Source organism: Corynebacterium sputi DSM 45148 (genome assembly GCF_000427865.1).
In the GTDB taxonomy this organism is placed as follows: domain Bacteria; phylum Actinomycetota; class Actinomycetes; order Mycobacteriales; family Mycobacteriaceae; genus Corynebacterium; species Corynebacterium sputi.
Genome location: NZ_ATYV01000001.1, coordinates 40987 through 56388, shown reverse-complemented (window position 1 = coordinate 56388; position 15402 = coordinate 40987). Strand labels below are relative to the sequence as shown.

The 15402-nt window shown below is 62.4% G+C and carries 14 protein-coding genes; 11 read left to right on the top strand and 3 right to left on the bottom strand.

The annotated features are described in order from the left end of the window. Nucleotides 1-39 precede the first annotated feature (39 nt). The 4 genes from YWU_RS14220 to YWU_RS0100240 all read left to right on the top strand — a co-directional run bounded on the left by YWU_RS14220 (nt 40) and on the right by YWU_RS0100240 (nt 4412). The gene (locus YWU_RS14220) at nt 40-1530 is read left to right on the top strand and encodes an AI-2E family transporter (RefSeq protein ID WP_051259832.1); all 1491 of its coding nucleotides are present in this window, start codon (nt 40-42) and stop codon (nt 1528-1530) included. 117 nt (nt 1531-1647) lie between these two features. After that, nucleotides 1648-2826: a DUF6542 domain-containing protein gene (locus YWU_RS17250; protein WP_051259831.1), complete on the top strand. Its 1179-nt coding sequence runs from the start codon at nt 1648-1650 to the stop codon at nt 2824-2826. 30 nt (nt 2827-2856) lie between these two features. Beyond that, nucleotides 2857-4098 carry an exodeoxyribonuclease VII large subunit gene (gene xseA / locus YWU_RS0100245; RefSeq protein WP_027018890.1) on the top strand — a complete coding sequence of 414 codons (1242 nt, stop codon included), beginning with the start codon at nt 2857-2859 and terminating at the stop codon, nt 4096-4098. 32 nt (nt 4099-4130) lie between these two features. Further along, nucleotides 4131-4412 (top strand): exodeoxyribonuclease VII small subunit, encoded by a 282-nt coding sequence (locus tag YWU_RS0100240; RefSeq protein ID WP_027018889.1) that lies wholly within the window; start codon nt 4131-4133, stop codon nt 4410-4412. Here the strand turns inward: YWU_RS0100240 and YWU_RS14210 are convergent. After that, entirely contained in the window at nt 4409-4978 is a 570-nt protein-coding gene (locus YWU_RS14210; protein ID WP_051259830.1) for a DUF4245 domain-containing protein, read from the bottom strand. The genes YWU_RS0100240 and YWU_RS14210 overlap by 4 nt on opposite strands. Before the next feature lie 234 nt (nt 4979-5212). Between YWU_RS14210 and glpX the strand changes: the two genes are divergently transcribed. The 6 genes from glpX (at nt 5213) to YWU_RS14200 (ending at nt 13439) form a co-directional block, all read left to right on the top strand. Further along, complete coding sequence (gene glpX, locus YWU_RS0100230; RefSeq protein ID WP_027018888.1) at nt 5213-6214, top strand: class II fructose-bisphosphatase; 1002 nt, start codon at nt 5213-5215, stop codon at nt 6212-6214. 171 nt (nt 6215-6385) lie between these two features. Next, nucleotides 6386-7786 carry a class II fumarate hydratase gene (locus YWU_RS0100225; RefSeq protein ID WP_027018887.1) on the top strand — a complete coding sequence of 467 codons (1401 nt, stop codon included), beginning with the start codon at nt 6386-6388 and terminating at the stop codon, nt 7784-7786. Between the two features lie 99 nt (nt 7787-7885). Further along, nucleotides 7886-8971 (top strand): aldo/keto reductase, encoded by a 1086-nt coding sequence (locus tag YWU_RS0100220; RefSeq protein WP_027018886.1) that lies wholly within the window; start codon nt 7886-7888, stop codon nt 8969-8971. A gap of 5 nt (nt 8972-8976) precedes the next feature. Continuing rightward, nucleotides 8977-11082 carry an MMPL family transporter gene (locus YWU_RS0100215; protein WP_051259829.1) on the top strand — a complete coding sequence of 702 codons (2106 nt, stop codon included), beginning with the start codon at nt 8977-8979 and terminating at the stop codon, nt 11080-11082. A gap of 51 nt (nt 11083-11133) precedes the next feature. Beyond that, entirely contained in the window at nt 11134-11844 is a 711-nt protein-coding gene (locus tag YWU_RS17245) for a TetR/AcrR family transcriptional regulator (RefSeq protein WP_051259828.1), read from the top strand. Continuing rightward, on the top strand, nt 11841-13439 hold the full coding sequence (locus YWU_RS14200; protein WP_051259827.1) for an MDR family MFS transporter: 1599 nt from the start codon (nt 11841-11843) through the stop codon (nt 13437-13439). The genes YWU_RS17245 and YWU_RS14200 overlap by 4 nt, the downstream gene beginning before the upstream one ends. Here YWU_RS14200 and YWU_RS0100200 read toward each other — a convergent pair whose 3' ends face one another. Both YWU_RS0100200 and YWU_RS0100195 read right to left on the bottom strand, forming a co-directional pair. Then, a complete protein-coding gene (locus YWU_RS0100200) occupies nt 13440-14072 on the bottom strand; it encodes a GNAT family N-acetyltransferase (RefSeq protein ID WP_027018884.1) in 633 nt (210 codons plus the stop codon). It lies immediately after the preceding gene. Between the two features lie 57 nt (nt 14073-14129). Beyond that, a complete protein-coding gene (locus tag YWU_RS0100195; RefSeq protein ID WP_027018883.1) occupies nt 14130-14897 on the bottom strand; it encodes a LysR substrate-binding domain-containing protein in 768 nt (255 codons plus the stop codon). 58 nt (nt 14898-14955) lie between these two features. Between YWU_RS0100195 and YWU_RS0100190 the strand changes: the two genes are divergently transcribed. Beyond that, nucleotides 14956-15318 (top strand): DUF5997 family protein, encoded by a 363-nt coding sequence (locus tag YWU_RS0100190; protein WP_027018882.1) that lies wholly within the window; start codon nt 14956-14958, stop codon nt 15316-15318. The last annotated feature ends 84 nt before the right edge of the window (nt 15319-15402 follow it).

Genomic DNA, 15402 nt, shown 5'->3' with positions numbered 1-15402 from the left:
GTACTCAGTTTTCTCTGACGCTGCGCCATAATTGGCGATGTGAATGAAAAGAACGGGTCACCAGAGGAGCACGCCGGGGCACCAGAGCCCCGGTCCCTGCCGGTACATGAAGAAACCGACACGTTCGACCGGGTCGTCGACGCCGGGCGAATGTCCGCCGAAACAGTCCTGCCCATTCCCTCGGATGAGGACCCGGACCTTGCAGCTCCGGATGAGGATGAGGAGGAAATCGACCGCGCTGACGTCATCAGCGAAGGTCTGCGCAACTTCTCCTCGTGGTGCCTGCGTTTCCTCATTGTTGCTGCGGCGCTGACGGTGTTAGGTGTCGCCATGTCGTACCTATGGGGCGGCGTTTTGCCAATCCTTCTCGCGCTGATCGTCTCCACCGTGCTGTGGCCATTGGCCTTCGCATTGCGGCGACTTCGTCTCCCGTCAGCGTTGGCTGCCCTGCTAGCAATCCTGATTACGCTTGGCTTGTTCGTGGGTGTTTTCGCGCTGATGGCGCCGGCTATTCGAAACCAGCTGCCTGTTCTGGTCTCGCAGTTCAACCAGGGCCTGGCTCACCTGCAGCGAATGCTGATGGAGCCGCCGTTCAACATTCAGAATGACCAGCTAACGGATGCACTACAGGAGGCGACGACCTGGCTGCAGCAGCGCGCCGGTGAAATTGCCTCCGGCGTCGTATCCGGAATCACGACGGTCACCTCGATCACTATTACTTTGCTGGTGACTCTGGTCTTGACCTTCTTCTTCATCAAGGACGGCGACAGGTTCTTGCCGTGGGTCCGCATGGTTGCTGGCAAGCGGGTCGGCTGGCACCTCACTGAGGTTCTGACTCGTTCCTGGAATACCCTCTCCGGATTCATCTGGACACAGGCAATCGTGTCCTTCATCGATGCACTCTTTATCGGTCTGGGTTTGTGGATCTTGAATGTGCCCATGGCACTGGTCCTGGCGGTCATCACATTCTTCGCCGGGTTCATCCCGATCATTGGTGCGGTCACGGCCGGGTTTATTGCCGTGGTGATTGCACTGGTCGCGAATGGTCTCACCAACGCGATCATGGTTTTGGTCCTGATCCTCTTGGTCCAGCAACTGGAAGGCAACATCCTCTCGCCGATGCTTCAGTCCAAGGCAATGGACCTGCATGCCGCGATCGTCCTGCTCGCTGTCACCGTCGGTGCCGGTTTGTTCGGTATCATCGGCGCGTTCCTCGCAGTCCCGGTGGCGGCAGTGCTCGCAGTCTGGTTGCGGTACCTCGGAGACATGGTCGATTTGGGAACCGGGGAAAAAACAGCGACAGACATACTATTCGCTACCGAGGCAGGGTCTCAATCCGGCTTCCGGGTCGAACACCTGACAAAGCTGCGCAGACAACAAGCAGCGACCGCCACGGAGATGGACAAGGAAGACGGCGATGTCGACTCTGCCACCCTCACCGACGAGCGGCCGCAAGCTCCGTTGAACACCGAAACCAACGTCATCAACCGGATTTCGGACGTTGTGCGCAAGCCGTTCCGCAAGGACTAAGTCAAAGGCCTAAAAAGGGAGTGACCTCGACCAGCGAGGTCACCGCCTTCCGTTTTAGAGCGACCACCTCCGACCTAATGGCCTCGCCGGAACGGTCCGGCCGGTAACATCGCTCCCGTGTCTGACAACGCTCCAAATGCCAACCGAGGCGGCCAGTCCCCTTCCGGACTACGGCACCTGCCGGTCTGGGCTCCCACGCTTCTCCTGATCGCCGCTGCAGGAGTCGGTCTCGCGTTGTCTATCCCCTCCGGGGTTCCGGGAATGCCATACCTTCTGGTGTTTGTCCTCGCGGCAGTCGCAGGCACTGCTCTGGTGGACCCGCGCGGCCTCACATTGGCGGTATCGCAGATTCCGTTGATGTTCACCGTGCTCACCCCGATCGTTGCCTACACGGCAGCATCGATGTCGTCTGGGCCTACGACGGGTGGTCGTCGAGCGCAGCTGCTGACCTCGGCGTATCCAGTAGTCCAGCACTTCCCGTGGATGATCGCGGCGCTGGTCCTGGCCCTGATCGTGGCGATCGCCCGCTACTTGTACCTCCGCAGTCACCGTCAGAAGGTCGACTCCAAGGAGAAGGACGAGCGCCGCCAGATGCACCGAATGCAGGCGCAGTCTCGAGCCGCAGCCCAGACTCGAAGCCGCCTCGCAGGTGGCGCGACGGCAGCAGGCCTGGCTACTGCAGGTGTCGCAGCCGCAGCCGGCAGCGCAAAGAGCGGTGCCGGCAAGTCCGCCGAGAAGTCCGCTCCTACGGCCCAGCATCGAGGAGCCGCACCTAGACCTGCAGGCAGGGATGCCACCCGAGCACGTCGTCCTGCCAGCGAAGTTATCGCCGCTGCTGAAGAGCGCCGCCGTCAGAATCGTCTGGCCCGCGGCCTTGGCGAAGAGCCCTCCTCGCAGGCCGGGCAGCGCGCACGTCATTCCCGAGAGGTCCGTCCCGAAGACCGCCCGCGCCGCCCCGTCGAAGGCCAACCTGCACAGCGCCGGCCGGCAGCGCAGTCGCAGGAACCGCGGACAGCCCAGTCTCGTCGTCGGATGACTGATCCCGCCTACCAGGCCCAGCGCCGTCCGGCGCAGGATCCCCGCCGCCCCCAGCAAGGCCAACGACCTGTCCAGGGTGGTCAAGGTCGCCCTCAACAGCGCCCGCCGCAACAGGGTCAGCGCCCAGTCCAGGGCCGACCGCAGCAGCAGGAGCCGCGATACCGTGAGGAACGCCCGCGGCGCGAGGACCCTCGCCGCCCGAGCCGACCTCAGCCCCCGCGGGACCCCAGGGACCCCCGCAACTACCGTGACCGCTAACAGGGTCCACCAACCAGCAGGAGGCGCACGATGAGCGCAGGCCGTCTGGAGACGACCCCTGAAAATCCCGTGACCGTACGGAAGATCAACTCCCTCGTTGGGCAGTGGATTCACCGCCTCGGTGGCATCTGGGTCGAGGGTGAGTTGGCGCAGATCAACTCCAAGCCGTCGTGGAAGCTGTCGTACATCACCCTGCGTGACTCGGAGTCGGACGTCTCTGTCCCGATAACGTGCCCCACCTCGCTGCTGCGCGATGGCACGCTTCGGGTCGGCGATCGCGTCGTGCTGCACGGCAAGCCGAGTTTCTACGAGGGCCGCGGAACCTTTTCCTTGCAAGCCCGCGAGTTCCGGCCGGTTGGCGAAGGCGCTTTGCTGGCCCGAATCGAGCAGCTCAAACAAGCGCTCGGGGCTGAAGGTCTCTTCGACCCGCGCTTGAAGCGGACCTCCCCGTTCCTCCCCCGTCGCATTGGTCTGATCACCGGTCGTGGCTCTGACGCGGAGCGGGACGTCCTCAACGTGTCCCGCGACCGCTGGCCCGAAGTCGACTTCGCGGTCATCAACACCGCTGTCCAAGGGGCACGTGCCGTGCCGGAGATCCTCGCAGCGCTCGAAGAGCTGGATAAAGACCCGCTTATCGACGTCATCATCATCGCCCGCGGCGGCGGCTCCGTTCAGGATCTACTTCCATTCTCAGAAGAGGCCTTGATCCGTGCCGTCAGTCGTGCGACGACGCCGGTGGTTTCCGCGATCGGTCATGCTATGGACACTCCCCTGCTGGACAATGTCGCAGACATCCGCGCCGCCACGCCTACCGACGCCGCGAAAATTACGGTCCCGGATGTGCTGGAAGAGCGCCGTCTGCTGTCCGAGTTTCGGGAGCGCTCAGCCGCTGCCTTGCACCGGTGGGTTGACCGAGAATCGAACGGCCTGGACCAAATTCGTTCTCGTCCAGTCCTGGCTAATCCCGCTCTGCTTGTGGAGAGGAGGTCGGAGGATGTGGACCAGGTCGTCGGGAAGCTCAGGAGCACTATCTCCTTCCGCGTTGAGCGGGAGGAGAACCGAGTGGCCACCCTCCGCGGCAAAGTGTCCGCGCTGGGCCCAGCCGCGACACTCGCTCGCGGTTATTCCGTAGTGCAAGTGCAGCCGCGAGACGGCTCCGGCGATGAGGTGGTCACCCAGATCGAGCAGACACCACCGGGCTCGCAGTTGCGGATCCGAGTATCAGACGGATCGATCACCGCAGCGACCATGGGCGTTCGCCCCGCGGACTGACCGCACACACCAACCAGGAAAGGAATGACACCATGACCTCGAACGTCTTCGGTGGAGGCACCGGCAGTGAGCAGGAAGTTCGGCCGGTGAACGAGCTGAGCTACGAGGAGGCCCGCGACGAACTCGTCGAAACGGTGAAGCTTCTCGAGCTCGGTCAGATGGGCCTCGACGAGTCCCTGGCTCTGTGGGAGCGCGGTGAAGCACTGGCTCGGCGATGCGAAGAGCAGCTGGCTGGCGCTCGTGAGCGCATTGAAAAGACCCTGGCAGACGCCGAAAATAACGGCGGCTACCAGGGCCCGACGCGCAGCGGTTAGCTGACGTCCGCCTCGTATACCGGGGCGTCGACTGCCCTCTCAGCGAGAATGCGGTAGTCGTCTGGGCTTGCTGAGCCCTTGATTTCGAAGCGGATGTCGCCATCGTCGGCGGCCCACGTGGTGCGCACGCCGTCATCGACACCTTCGTCGACATTCCAGGTCACACCATTAGTCTCAACGGGATCGCCCTGGGTCCGCGGCTCGCCGTCATTCGGCAATGCGTCCAGCGGCGCGTCCGTCTGAAGCAACTGCACGAAGGTGCCATTGTCCGTGACAAAACCGATGATGGAGGACTGGTGTCCGTCCACGACCGTTGCGCGGGTCGAGTTAGCGGTCCAACCCTCCGGGATGTCTACGTCCCGAATCTCGAACGGCAAGCGGCTGGACTCCATCTGGAGGTACGTCGGAACATCAGCCTCCGGAATCGGCCCGTTCTCCGGAGCGCCGGGGTTAAAGGTGCACAGTCCCGTCGGAAAGATAACGACGAAAATCACCACGCCCAGCACCAGAAGGCTGAGAATGATGTCGCGACTGCCTTGCAGGATCCTGGGCTTCTCCGAACTCACGCTGACAGTATGCCAGGGACCTCCTAGAGCTCCCGGACCTACCCGCATTGTGAGGGGGCGATCCCACATTCTGAGGCTAAAACTGGGACAATGGTTAAGGTACGTCTCACCCCCGCTGTAATGGTGGGTGTGCACCGACGTCCGCCAGGCACCACAGGCACCGGCTCAACGGCCGTCACCGCAGGTACCGCCCCGACAACACCAGTTGATTCTCTGACCTGGAGGCCCCAGACCATGACCGCCAATACCCCACAGGCACCCGACCGTAACCTTGCGATGGAGCTGGTCCGCGTGACCGAATCCGCCGCACTCGCAGCCGGTCGGTGGGTGGGCCGAGGACAGAAGAATGAGGGTGACGGCGCCGCCGTGGACGCCATGCGTCAGCTCATCAACACCGTGAACATGAACGGCGTCGTCGTCATCGGTGAGGGTGAAAAGGACGAAGCGCCGATGCTTTTCAACGGTGAGAACGTCGGTACCGGAGACGGCCCGGACGTCGACATCGCTGTCGACCCGATCGACGGAACCACCCTGATGGCAGAGGGCCGCCCGAACGCAATCTCTGTCCTGGCTGCCGCCGAGCGCGGTTCGATGTACGACCCCTCCGCAGTGTTCTACATGGACAAGATCGCCGTTGGCCCCGAGGCTAAGGGCTCCATCGACATCGAAGCTCCGGTCGAGCACAACATCCGCTCCGTGGCGAAGGCGAAGGGCGTCCAGGTGCAGGACGTCACTGTCGTCATCCTTGACCGCCCCCGCCACGAGCAGACCATCCGGGACATCCGTTCCCTCGGCGCCAAGGTCCGTCTGATCGGCGACGGCGACGTCGCCGGTGCCGTCGCCGCAGCGCAGGACACCAACTCGATCGACATCGCAATGGGCATCGGCGGCACCCCTGAAGGTGTCATTACCGCATGTGCCATGAAGTGCATGGGCGGCGAGATCCAGGGCAAGCTCCACCCGCGTGACGAAGAAGAGATCAGCAACGCCGTGAACGCCGGCCTGGACGTTAACCAGGTCCTCGGCCTGGATGACCTGGTCGCCAGCGACAACTGCTACTTCGTCGCAACCGGCATCACCAACGGCGACATGCTCCGTGGTGTGGCATACCGAGGCAAGGGCGCTTGGACCCGTTCGATCGTCATGCGCTCGCGCTCCGGCACCATTCGCCGGATCGAAGCAGAGCACTCGATGGAGAAGCTCCGCGAGTTCGCGACCATCGATTTTAGCCAGTAAGCCAACCCTCACCCCCGATAGGTGATCCACGCAATACCAGGAAAGAAACCCCTGGTAGGGTTACACCGTTCCCAGTGGATCCGGCCGGAATCCCCTGTCGTGGCGCCATAATCAGCGTCACCGGACCCGGCCGTCACCTTCAGACGTAAACCTGAACGAAAGAGGCAACGTATGACCGAGCAGCAGTACCGCATCGAGCACGACACCATGGGAGAGGTCAAGGTTCCGGTCGACGCGCTGTGGCGCGCCCAGACCCAGCGAGCCATCGACAACTTCCCCATCTCCGGCCGTCCGCTCGAGTCCGCTCAGATCCGCGCCATGGGTCTGCTGAAGGCCGCCTGTGCACAGGTGAACAAGGACAAGGGCCTCCTGGCCGCAGACCGCGCTGATGCGATCATCGCCGCGGCCAAGGAAATCGCCTCCGGCAGCCATGACGATCAGTTCCCGATCGACGTCTTCCAGACCGGTTCCGGCACCTCCTCGAACATGAACACCAACGAAGTCATCGCGTCCATCGCGAAGGGCAACGGTGTCGAGGTCCACCCGAACGATGACGTGAACATGGGACAGTCCTCCAACGACACGTTCCCGACCGCGACCCACGTGGCCGCCACCGAGTACGCCGTCCGCGACCTGCTGCCGGCACTGCGTACCCTGCACACCTCCCTGTCCAACAAGGCAGAGGCATGGAAGTCCGTCGTCAAGTCCGGCCGCACCCACCTGATGGATGCCGTCCCGGTGACCCTCGGCCAGGAGTTCAGCGGTTACGCCCGCCAGATCGAGCTCGGCATCGAGCGCGTTGAGGCGACCCTCTCCCGTCTCGGTGAACTCCCCATCGGCGGCACCGCCGTCGGCACCGGCCTTAACACCCCGGCTGATTTCGGTGCCCTGGTCACCCAGGAGCTGAAGAACCTCACCGACATCGACGAGCTGTCCGAGGCTAAGAACCACTTCGAGGCTCAGGCTAACCGCGACGCACTGGTGGAGTACTCCGGCGCCCTGCGCACCATCGCAGTGTCCCTGAACAAGATCGCTAACGACATCCGCTGGATGGGCTCGGGCCCGCTGACCGGTCTCGGCGAGATCCGTCTGCCGGACCTGCAGCCGGGATCCTCCATCATGCCGGGCAAGGTCAACCCGGTCCTGTGTGAGACCGCTACCCAGGTTGCATGCCAGGTCATCGGCAACGACGCCGCGATCGTCGCTGGCGGTTCCGCCGGTGCATTCGAGCTGAACGTCTACATCCCGATGATGGCCCGCAACGTCCTGGAGTCCTCCAAGCTGCTGGCCAACACCTCCGTGGTTGTCGCAGAGCGCCTCATCGACGGCATCGAGCCGAACGAGGATCGCATGCGCACCCTGGCTGAGTCCTCCCCGTCCATCGTGACACCGCTGAACTCCGCCATCGGCTACGAGAACGCAGCCAAGGTCGCCAAGACTGCTCTGGCAGAGGGCAAGACCATCCGCCAGACCGTGATTGACATGGGCTTCGTCGACGGCGAAACCCTGACCGAGGAAGAGTTGGACAAGCGCCTGGACGTGCTGGCTATGGCCAACACCGACCGCGACTAGTCTCTACAGACTTCCTTCGCTGACGCCCCTGGTCCTCTGGACCGGGGGCGTTCGTCATAGTTATTGCCGACTCACCGGGCCCGGCGCACAATAGGTGACATGTCTAATTCTGATTTCCCGGACGTGTACCGCGCCGCGTCCTCCCGTTATGACGAATCTCGAAGCGCCGCAGTCCCCTACCGCCGCTCCGGTATTTCTGGACTGAAGTTGCCCGCGATATCCCTGGGTCTGTGGCACAACTTTGGAGACGATCGCCCGATTGACACTCAGCGGGAGATCCTCCGGCACGCATTCGACCGGGGAGTCACTCACTTCGACCTCGCGAACAACTACGGGCCGCCCCCAGGGTCCGCCGAGACGAACTTCGGCCGGCTCATGGCAGAGGACTTTCGGCCGTACCGCGATGAGTTGGTGATCAGCTCCAAGGCTGGTTGGTACATGCAGGATGGTCCGTACGGTTTCGGTGGGTCCCGCAAGTACCTCGTCGGTAGCTGCGACGCCTCGCTGAAGCGGATGGGCCTGGATTACGTGGACATCTTCTACCACCACCGCCCTGACCCGGAGACTCCGATTGAGGAGACCATCTCGGCGCTTGATTTCTTGGTGCGCTCCGGCCGGGCCTTGTACGTCGGAATTAGCTCCTACTCTGCAGATCTGACTGAGCGCGCCCAAGCGATCGCCAAAGACCTCGGTACTCCCCTGACTATCCACCAGCCGAGTTACTCCATGTTCAATCGGTGGATCGAACAGCCGGGGGAGAACGGGAAATCGCTTCTCGACGTTTGCTCCGACGGCGGCACCGGCATCATCGGGTTCTCGGCACTTGCCCAAGGTCTGTTGACGGCGAAATACCTCGATGGAGTGCCTGAAGATTCACGCCTTGGCGAAGGAAAAATGAATCGCGAGTTCCTCTCTGAGGACACGCTGACTGCGATCCGCGGACTGAACGACATCGCTGCCCGGCGCGGCCAGAGCCTCGCCCAAATGGCAATTGCGTGGGTTTTGCGGAAGCCGGAAGTTACCTCTGCCTTGATCGGTGCGAGCTCGATACGCCAGCTCGACGACAGTCTCGATGCATTGGGCAATCTGGAGTTCACCGACGCTGAGCTTCGGGAGATTGACAGTTTCGCCGTGGATCGCGGCATCAACCAGTGGCAGAGTGCCACGGAATCTGTGCGGGGGTAGCAAAGATGTCCGGTTCCGGGACCAAGGAAATTCCCTTCGTCGGTTCGAAACTCTGGTCCTGGGTGGCGGTGGTGCTCGGTATCGGTCTGATGGCCGGACTGACGGCACTGTCAGGGTCCACAGACGAAGCGGGCGCCCCGCGGACGCTTCCTCTGGAGTCGGAGTCAATGCAGGTGCGAGAATTGTCGGAGCAGTTCAGCGAAGGCGACGCGCTGCCTGCCATCGCTCTGTTCGTGCGGGACGACGGGGCGGCTCTGTCCGGAGATCAGATCACCGAATTGCAGCCGGTCACCGAGGCTCTTGTCACAGCGGCCGGACCAGAGGCGGAGCAGGCTAGTCCCCCAGTGCCGCTGGATGACTCCTCGGAGGCGTGGATCTCCACCATCCTCCTGCCTGCGGATGTCACGGGTCTGGATTTGAGCGACATCATCGCCGATATGAGGGAGGCCGGAGCCAACGACCTTCCCGAGGGAGTCGACCTCTACGTGACCGGTCCCGCCGGTTTCGCCGGTGACACTGCTTCGGCATTTGATGGCGCGAACTTCCGTCTGTTGGCGATCTCGGCGGCTGTGGTTGCGGTGCTGTTGATCCTCACCTACCGTTCGCCGGTGCTGTGGCTGGTGCCACTGATCTCGGTGGCGCTGGCTGACCGGGCTGCGGCCGCGACAGTTGGTCTCGTGGCCGAGTACACACCGTTGGAGGCAGACGGCTCCACCACGGGAATTTTGTCCGTCCTAGTCTTCGGTGCCGGTACAAACTACGCGCTTCTGCTCATCAGTAGGTACCGCGAGGAACTTAGGGTCACAAACGACCACCGGCAGGCTCTGTCCACTGCGACCCGAGCGGCACGGCCGGCGATCATCGCGTCGAACATCACCGTCGTGGTGGCACTGCTCGCGCTGCTGCTGGCCACAGTCCCCAGCTATCGCGATCTGGGCGCATCCCTAGCCATTGGCCTGTTGATCGCTTTGGGTTACGCGTTGATCTTCCTTCCTGCAGCCCTCGCGATCTGCGGACCGAAGCTGTTCTGGCCGTTCATCCCGAAGGCCGGTGATAACGCCGAGAAGAAGAGCCCCTGGCACACGGTCGCAGAGAAGGTGTCGACACGTCCGGCGATCGTGCTCGTTGTAATGATGGCAGTTCTCATTGGTCTCGCTGCCGGTGCGGTGGGAACCTCCGTCGGTCTGTCAACTACAGAGCAATTCCGCACCGAATCTGAAGCTGCTGACGGCCAGTTCATCATTGAGGACCGCGGCGCCGCCGGCGAGCTCACTCCGATCACGGTGATCGCACCGACGAGCTCCACCGACCAGGTCGCCCAGGCCATCGAGTCAGTAAATGGCACCCAGATGCGGGGAGAGCCAAGCACCTCCGAAGATGGGTCGTTGGTGCAGTTCACGGTCTTTGGAGACTACGCGCCGTCGTCAAGCGAGGCTTTTGAGCAGATCACCGATCTGCGTGAAGCGGTCCACGGCGCCAACGGCGATGCCGTTGTCGGCGGCACTAGCGCGGAAAGCCTAGACGAGCGCGACGGCACCTACCGGGACACGCTACTGATCATCCCCCTGATTCTCGCTGCGGTGCTGATCCTGCTCATGGTGATCCTGCGGTCTGTGCTGGCTCCCGTCTTACTCGTGTGCGCGACGGCGCTGTCGTCCGCGGCGGCGCTGGGACTGGGCGCCTGGGTGTCCACGAACATCTTCGGGTTCCCCGCATTGGATATCTCGGTGCCGTTGTACTCCCTCATCTTCCTCATTGCTTTGGGTATCGACTACACGATGTTCCTGGTATTGCGGGCGCGTGAGGAACGACCGGAATACGGCACCCGCGACGGCATGGTCCGAGCGGTCGGATTGACCGGCGCTGTCATCACATCAGCGGGCTTGGTGCTCGCCTCAGTGTTCGCGGTGCTCGGTGTCCTGCCGCTCATCACACTTGGCCAGGTCGGCATCGTGGTGGGCCTCGGCATCCTCCTCGACACTTTCCTGGTCCGCACCTTGGTTGTGCCGTCGCTGTTCTCCCTGATGGGCGACAAAATGTGGTGGCCGTCGAAGCCGACCGATCGCAGCAACCAGGACCGCTCGGACGAGGTGTCGGACATCACCGCCTGATGTAGCCACATCAACCACCCAACTTTTTGCACAGGGTGTAAGTTTGCACTCATGGCAATAAATGACGGCACCTGCTCCGAACCGGAGAAGTGCAACGGCGACGCCGTCGGGCTCCGCGAAAAGAAGCGGAGGGACACCCGGCGGTCTATCGAGGACTCAGCCACAGAACTGGTTTTGAAGCTCGGATACGACAACGTCACCGTCGAGGACATCTGCTCCGGCGCCGGAATTAGCAGGAGAACATTCTTCAACTACTTCGACTCCAAGGACACCGCGATCTTCGGCGACGGCCTCACCCCGAGGCCTGACACTCTGCGGTCCTTTAGAGATGGCCCCGCGCAAGACCCGCTCCAGGCGATCCTGGGAATGATCGGCGAACTTATCTCGGAGCCGTACTCCGGCGATACCGACTTGGAAGACCCCGTCTCCCGGCACCGCCGACTGCGCAATATGCGAAAAGAAATCATCCAGTCCGAACCCGCCCTGGCCAGGATCTGGTTCCTCGGATTTGAGACCGGAAGGCTCGCGATCAATGACGCAGTCCTCGCACACCTGGAGACGCATTCGGACATGCGCCGCTGCCCGGACATGACCGTCGAGGAAGAGGCTGTCCTCATCGCCAACCTCTCCCGATTGATCGCCGGCAACGCCGCGTTGTACAGCACCTCCCCGGACGACCCGATGGACGAGGCACTGGACAAGATCACCCGATTCATGACCACCGCAAACACCACTGATACCACCCGAAAGGAGTCTCGATGAGTTCACAGATCACCACCGGAGAGCAGGCACAGTCCGCCTCCAAAGCGGACCCGGTCGCCGAGAATCAGTCCCGCATCCTCCCTATCTTCATCGTCCTGATCTTGGGCATGCTCATGAGCTCCCTCGGTCAGATGATCTTCGCTACCGCACTGCCGACCATCGTCGGTGACCTCGGCGGCGTGGAAATGATGTCCTGGGTCATTACGGCATTCTTGCTGGCCCAGACCATCGCTCTGCCCATCAGCGGCAAGCTCGGTGACATGATCGGCCGCAAGGGCCTGTTCCTCGGAGGCGTCGCATTATTCGTCGCAGGCTCCGTCGTCGGCGCCATTGCGCAGGATATGTCAATGCTCATCATCGCCCGCACGATGCAGGGCCTGGCAGCAGGTACCCTCATGGTCACGTCGCAGGCCATCACCGCCGAGATCATCCCGGCGCGCCAGCGAGGCCGGTACATGGGCTACATGGGTGCAGTCTTCGGCCTGTCCTCGGTCCTTGGCCCTATTCTCGGTGGCTGGTTCACGGATGGTCCCGGCTGGCGCTGGGGTCTGTGGGTCAACCTGCCGATCGGTGCAATCACCTTCCTCGGTGCGTTCTTCCTGCTGAAGCTGCCCAAGCGCGGCACCGGCCACAACTTCGATTGGCTCGGCTCGCTGTTCATCATCTTGTCAGCCTCTGCACTAATCCTCACCTCCTCGTGGGGCGGATCGCAGTACGACTGGAATTCACCGCAGATAATCGGTCTGATCATTCTGTTCCTCGTCTCCACGCCGATGTTCGTATGGACCGAACGCCGGGCAAAGAACCCGCTGTTGCCGATGTCTCTGTTCCGCAGCCGTAACTTCGTCCTTGCCACCGTCGGCGGACTCTTCCTCGGTGTGAGCATGTTCGGCCTGCTCGGCTACATCCCCACCTACTTGCAGATGTCCCACGTGATGACCCCGTCCCACGCCGGACTCATGATGATCCCGATGATGGTCGGCATGCTCGGCACGTCCATCACTGTCGGCAACATCATTACCCGCACCGGCCGATACAAGTGGTACCCGGTAATCGGTATGGCCATCGCTGCAGTCACCATGATCCCGCTGAGCACGCTCCATGCGGATGATCCGCTGTGGCTGGTTGGCCTGATGATGTTCTTCTTTGGCCTCGGAATCGGCCTGGGCATGCAGGTGCTCGTGCTGGTCGTCCAGAACAGCTTCCCGGTTGCCATGGTCGGTACCGCCACTGCCGGCAACAACTTCTTCCGACAGATTGGTGGCGCCCTCGGTGCATCGCTGGTCGGTGCGGTGTTTACTCACAACCTCACGGGCAAAACCGCCGATATCGCGCAGGCTCTCGGTGCCAGTGGCTCTCAGGCCGCTAGCCCGTCCTCGAACCTGACCCCTGCGGTCCTGGCAAGCCTGCCTCAGGATCTTCAGACCATGATCTCGGCCGCGTACAACGACTCGTTCACCCCGGTATTCCTCATGATCGCCCCGATGCTCGCGGTATCGGCGATCATCCTCGCCTTCATCCGCGAGGTGCCGCTGAAGGAAACCGTCGAGGACAGCAAGGAGGACTCGGCCATCGAGACGGCCGAGTCGGTCTAACTACGCTCCGACCTGCCCCTCGGCAGAGTCGAGCTTCTCCAGGACGAGGCGGCCAGGATCGCCGTCCTCGTCCGCTTTCTTCTGGGCCTTCTTCACGGCCCGGTCTTCAGGCTTTTCCAGAAGCTTTTCCAGGATGATCACGTCGCGCCATTTGCCGGCCATCGGCCCGTAGGTCATCTTCGCCATGTGGTGGTACTCGCCCACCTCGCGGAAGCCGAGCTTCTGGTGCAGCTTCAGCGATCCGACGTTCTCCGGGAACACCCACGAATGCACGGCCCAGCAGTTGAGCTCGGTGGCGTCGTCCATCATGCGGTTCAGCAGTGCGGGGGCCAGACCCATTCCGCGGCCATCTTCTGCGACGTAGATGGAATCTTCGATGACTCCGTGCAGAATCTGGCGTTTGGACACCGGCGCTGCCGAGGCCCACGCGAGGATCTTCTCCGGTTCGTCGTCCGCTGTGGCTACATAACAGAGTTCCATCCTCTTGATCTGGGAAAACTCCTCCCATTCAGGGGCGAAGTGCTCCCACGAGGCATGGCCGGTATCCAGGCCGTCCTCGTAGATTTCCTTCACCTGTGGGTAGTCGGTTTCTTCCATCAACCGAATCGTGAATGCGCGCTTGTCTCCGGACATGCAGTCTAGTTTGACGCATGATGGTTCCCGGCGCAGACACCAGGTCGTTATCCCAGGTCAGCGCCGCTTGCGGCCACCTCCCTTTCGCTTCCCGACGCCCCCAGCCTTCCCCTTCCCTCCACCGGCCCCACCGGACCTCTTCTTTTGTGCTGCGGAGGAACTCGCCTCGCGACGTGCTTGCTTGGCGAACGTCTTCTGACGGGCGGTGAGCTTCACTGGCTCAGCTGCAGCGTCAGGCTGAGAGGTTTGGCCCCGGGTCGATCCTGGCCTGCGACCCTTGACGATGCCGACGAATTCCTGGGTCACCTCATCATCTCTCTCCTTGGACCAGATCAACCGAATCGCTGTCGACGGCAGATCCGAGGCAGTCTCGTCAGAGATGGTCCGATCGATGATTCCGCGGCCGCCCAAGACCCGAAGCAGCGGCCGGGGAGCGAACAGGACGCCTGCCCCAGAGGCAACCACCGGGAGCATTTCGCGGACCTCAGCTGGATCAGTGGAGGTCACCAGAATCACCTCGCCCGCTAGGTCTGCGGGAGTCACCTCGTCGAACTCAGCAGTCACAGACAGCACGTGGTCTTTTGCCGTAGCGATACCGCGTGCTTCGTCGTACAGCGTCACTTCATGCAGCTCCGAGTCCACGGCATGCGTGCGTACCAATGCCATGTCCGCCTCGCCTGTAGCGATCAACTGGGCTGGATCATCATGGGGGATCTCCGACAGCGGGACATCCATGCGGTCATTCCAGCGGCGGAACCACTTTGTGGGGACAACTCCGGGGACAAATGCGACCCGCAGCGGCTGGACCTGCTCTGCTTCAGACATGCGGTCAATCCTACCGCCGACCACAGTGTTTCCCGGTCTTGCTGATACCGTTGGCCACATGAAACCCCTGACCGCAGCGAAGAAGCTTGGAATTTACCTTCCCGCCACCCCGGAGCAGTTCCAGAACGAGGACCTGTCACATGGGCAGTTCGTTGAACTGCAGCAGAACCCCCCGGAGTGGCTGGCAGAGTTGCGCCGCAATGGACCGCATCCGCGCCCGGAAGTCGCTCGTCGACTTGGCGTCACCATCACCGCTCTGAAGAACAATGACTCCGACAAGCCGTTCACCACGGCTGAGATCAAGGACCTACTGGCCGATCAGCCTGAGTGGCTCCAGTCCGCCCGCGCTTCCCTCGCAGAGCAGCGCACCATCGGCAAGACCGAGGACCCCGATGATGGTGGTCCGGCCGCTAAGGCCTAAACCACCTGCCTGAAAACGACTGAGGCGGCATCCCGGATTACCGGGATGCCGCCTCATTCGCGTGTGCAATTGGAGGTTGCCTGG